The following is a 3,362-nucleotide window of genomic DNA, read 5'->3' as shown; positions in this document are numbered from 1 at the left end:
GAAGTTCAATACCCATAGTGGCAACCATATCCATAACATTATTTTCTGGTTTGTGTTCTTTTCTCGATTCTAACGCTTCTCGATCGTAACAAGCGCTTCTGCGACCTTTAGGACTTTCTGCTGAACAATCATAAAAAGTATATTCATCAGTTTTTTTATCAAAACTCACAACATCTGGTTCACCACCCGTTTTTTCCATTTCATTAAGCGACCACATTTTCTGTTTATTCGCCTCTAGTTTTGCTTGTACTTTATGCCATTCAATACCATTGTGACGATTCTGGTTTTTCTCAAAACGTTCTTTCAATACTTCAATTAGTGCCAAATGCTGTTCTGTCGATAACTCTTTTTTCATAATGTGTTATTTTTATTTACTTCCAAATATCTCAAGTTTAACTTGTTTTATTATTAATTCAAATATACAAAAGGCAATTTTATTTTTGTTTCTCTTACTATGATTCCTTGTGTTTTGTGATTAATTTATTTCAAGAAAAAAAACTTTTCAAATCCCAATAACTTTAAGTACTTTTGCCCCTTATTTCTAAAAAAGTGCAAAAAGAAATCGTTGTCATCATAGGCGGACCAGGAACTGGCAAAACCACAATCATAGATGGTTTGCTGGCAAAAGGTTATTGCTGTTATCCCGAAATTTCGCGTGAAGTGATTCTCGAAGCAAAAAAAGAAGGAATAGAGCAATTGTTTCTGGAAAATCCATTGCTTTTTAGCGAGTTATTATTAGAAGGCAGAAAAAAACAGTTCGTAAATGCACAAAACGAACCTCATAATGTTGTTTTTCTTGATCGAGGAATTCCAGACGTTTTGGCATATATGCATTATATAGGCGATAGTTATCCTGCTTTTTTTGATACTGCTTGTCGCAATAATACATATACTAAAATATTTATTTTACCACCTTGGGAGGATATTTATATTGCTGATAATGAGCGTTATGAAAATTACGAACAAGCAAAACTTATTTACAACCACCTTGTAGAAACCTACGAAAAATACGGTTACAATCTTATTGAAGTCCCAAAAGATAGTGTAGATAATAGAATTCTTTTTATATTAGAGCAAATTTAGTTTAGGTTTCATTGAATCTAAAGTCTAAAAATCTGAAATAAATGCAAAGAGCATTACAAATTCTTCAAAAATATTGGCATTATGATTCTTTTCGACCTGTTCAGGATAACATAATCCAATCAGTTCTTGAAGGAAATGATACTTTTGGACTCATGCCTACTGGCGGCGGAAAATCATTGTGCTTTCAAGTTCCAGCGATGGTTAACGATGGTTTGTGTTTGGTGATTTCACCTTTGGTTGCCTTAATGAAAGACCAAGTAAATAATTTGCAATCTCGAGATATAAAAGCCATTGCGCTAACAGGTGCTATAAAGGCAGACGAATTAATAAATCTCCTAGATAATTGTCAGTTTGGTAATTACAAATTTTTGTATTTATCTCCCGAAAGATTAGAACAAGATTGGGTTCTTGACCGAATAAAAGCTTTGCCTATTTCCTTTATTGCTATCGATGAAGCGCATTGTGTATCGCAATGGGGACATGACTTTAGACCTTCTTATTTAAAGATTAAAAACTTAAAAGCTCATTTTTCTAAAATTCCTTTTGTGGCGCTTACCGCTTCGGCAACACCCCAAGTTAAAGACGATATTATTGCATTATTAGGTTTACAAGAGCCAAAAGTTTTCCAGCAATCCTTTGCTCGTAATAATTTAGTCTACTTCATTATTCCTGCCGAAGACAAAATATATAAACTAAATCAGATTTTACAAAAAAATCCAGAATCGGCTATTATATATGTACGAAATCGAAAAAATTGTCACGAATACGCTTCTCATTTAGAAGTTTTAGGTCATAAAACTACTTTTTACCATGCGGGTTTATCGGTAAAAGAAAAAGAAAAAAACATGAATTCGTGGATGTGTGACGAGAAAACCGTTATGATTGCCACAAGTGCTTTCGGAATGGGAATAGACAAACCCAATGTAAAAACGGTTATTCATATTAATTTACCCGAAAACTTAGAAAGTTATTATCAAGAAGCCGGAAGAGCTGGGCGAAATGGAGAAAAAGCATTCGCTATTTTAATTAGTTCGCCTTCGGATATTATTATGGCTGAAAATCAGTTTATAGCTGTTTTGCCTGATACAATTTTCCTAAAAGATGTTTTTGTAAAACTATGTAATTATTTTCGAATCGCTTACGGAGAAGGAATCAACGAAGAATTTTCGTTCAATTTGAATCAATTTTGTAGTCATTATAAATTACCCGTATTAAAAACCTATAATGCGCTTCAGTTTCTAGATAGGCAAAGTATTATTTCGCTTTCGCAAGAATTTTCGGAGAAAGCGCAGGTTCAACTTCTAATCGAATCTAAAGAAGTAATCAGATATATTAGTTTAAATCCTGACGATGAGCCTATAGTTTCGACGATTTTAAGAACTTATCCAGGAATTTTCGATTTACAAACTAATATTAATACCGATTTTATTGCAAAAAAATCGAATGTAACCGAAGCTAAAGTATTAATTTTGCTAGAGAAATTACAAAAAAAGGAAATTATCGATTACTTTTCACAAAAGAATGAATCGAAAATAACATTTCTAGAAGTTCGTGAAGACGACAGAACCATCAATAGAGTTTCGAAACATCTCGAAAAGCAAAATTTAGTCAAGAAAAATCAATTACAATCGGTTGTAAACTATGTTTCTAATAAAGATACTTGCAAGAGTAAATTGCTTTTACAATATTTTGGCGAAACAATAGCTGATGATTGTGGCGTTTGTTCATATTGTTCGAATAAAAAAGAAAGAACATACAATTCTGAAGAAATTAGGAATAAAATTATTCAATTATTGACTGAAAATTCAATGAATTCTAGAACATTAATCGAAACATTGCATATAGAAGAATCTGAAATATTAAAAATATTGAAGCAATTGTTAGAACACAATATGATTGGCATCAATACAAAAAATCAATATATAATAAAATGAAAGTATTACGAATCGTTTTTATGGGAACCCCAGAATTTGCAGTAGGAATTCTAGATGCCATTGTAAAACAAAATCAACACGAAATTGTAGGGGTAATCACTGCTGCCGACAAACCAGCAGGACGAGGTCAGAAAATTAAATATTCCGCAGTCAAAGAATATGCTTTAGAAAATAAGCTGACTTTATTGCAGCCAACAAATTTAAAAGACGAAGCTTTTTTAGAAGAATTAAAATCGTTAAACGCAAATTTACATATTGTAGTTGCTTTTAGAATGTTACCAAAAGTAGTTTGGGCAATGCCAGAATTAGGAACATTTAATTTACATGCTTCATTGCTTCCAAATT

At 32.1% G+C, this 3,362-nt stretch carries 4 protein-coding genes; 3 read left to right on the top strand and 1 reads right to left on the bottom strand.

Annotated elements, in window-relative coordinates; genetic code table 11:
• Positions 1-355 (bottom strand): DUF4256 domain-containing protein (locus ACH2BG_RS07770; RefSeq protein WP_395047136.1); only part of this gene is annotated, 355 nt, incomplete at its 3' end.
• Between the two features lie 194 nt (positions 356-549).
• On the opposite strand from ACH2BG_RS07770, the gene ACH2BG_RS07765 reads away from it, so the two are divergent.
• The 3 genes from ACH2BG_RS07765 to ACH2BG_RS07755 all read left to right on the top strand — a co-directional run.
• The gene (locus tag ACH2BG_RS07765; RefSeq protein WP_395047135.1) at positions 550-1,083 is read left to right on the top strand and encodes an AAA family ATPase; all 534 of its coding nucleotides are present in this window, start codon (positions 550-552) and stop codon (positions 1,081-1,083) included.
• Positions 1,084-1,124: 41 nt separating this feature from the next.
• A complete protein-coding gene (locus tag ACH2BG_RS07760; protein WP_395047134.1) occupies positions 1,125-3,017 on the top strand; it encodes an ATP-dependent DNA helicase RecQ in 1,893 nt (630 codons plus the stop codon).
• Positions 3,014-3,362, top strand: a 349-nt coding sequence (locus ACH2BG_RS07755; protein ID WP_395047133.1) for a methionyl-tRNA formyltransferase, incomplete at its 3' end; no start/stop codon positions are given. The genes ACH2BG_RS07760 and ACH2BG_RS07755, both read left to right, overlap by 4 nt.

The organism is Flavobacterium sp., assembly GCF_043779715.1.
Classification (GTDB): Bacteria; Bacteroidota; Bacteroidia; order Flavobacteriales; family Flavobacteriaceae; genus Flavobacterium.
This window is presented reverse-complemented; position numbering and strand designations above follow the sequence as displayed.

Coding starts and splice junctions, on each gene's coding strand:
- ACH2BG_RS07760 (WP_395047134.1), top strand. CDS start 1,125: ATGCAAAGAGCATTACAAATTCTTCAAAAATATTGGCATTATGATTCT.